We start from the raw sequence: 330 nt of genomic DNA on the forward strand, positions 1-330 counted from the left end.
CTTTACACTTGACTGCAGAGCAACAGAATCCACTTCCTTAAGCCATTCATATTCTTTCTTTAAAGAAACTAGATCCTTAGCACAAGCCGAATAGCTTAATGTGATTCCATCTTTTTCATAGGCATCCCTACGTTTTGCCAGGTAATGATTATATACAAAACGAGTACAGCCAAAAGTCTTGGCCAACAATATTCTTTGTTCTCTATTTGGATAGATACGATACTTCAATGCCTTTTCCATGATAATTTCTCCTTATTGATTCGCTATTTTCTTTATTGACTTCTTATATACTCTATAATCTGTTCTTCTGTATTTTCAGAAACTGTAGCT

General features: G+C 34.2%; 1 protein-coding gene. It reads right to left on the reverse strand.

Features of this window, described 5'->3' with window-relative positions; translation table 11 throughout:
- Positions 1-240 (reverse strand): helix-turn-helix domain-containing protein (locus tag LJE08_RS13895; protein WP_227403566.1); only part of this gene is annotated, 240 nt, incomplete at its 3' end.
- Positions 241-330: the final 90 nt, after the last annotated feature.

The organism is Holdemanella sp. DFI.5.55 (assembly GCF_020593575.1).
Taxonomy (GTDB): Bacteria; Bacillota_I; Bacilli_A; order Erysipelotrichales; family Erysipelotrichaceae; genus Holdemanella; species Holdemanella hominis.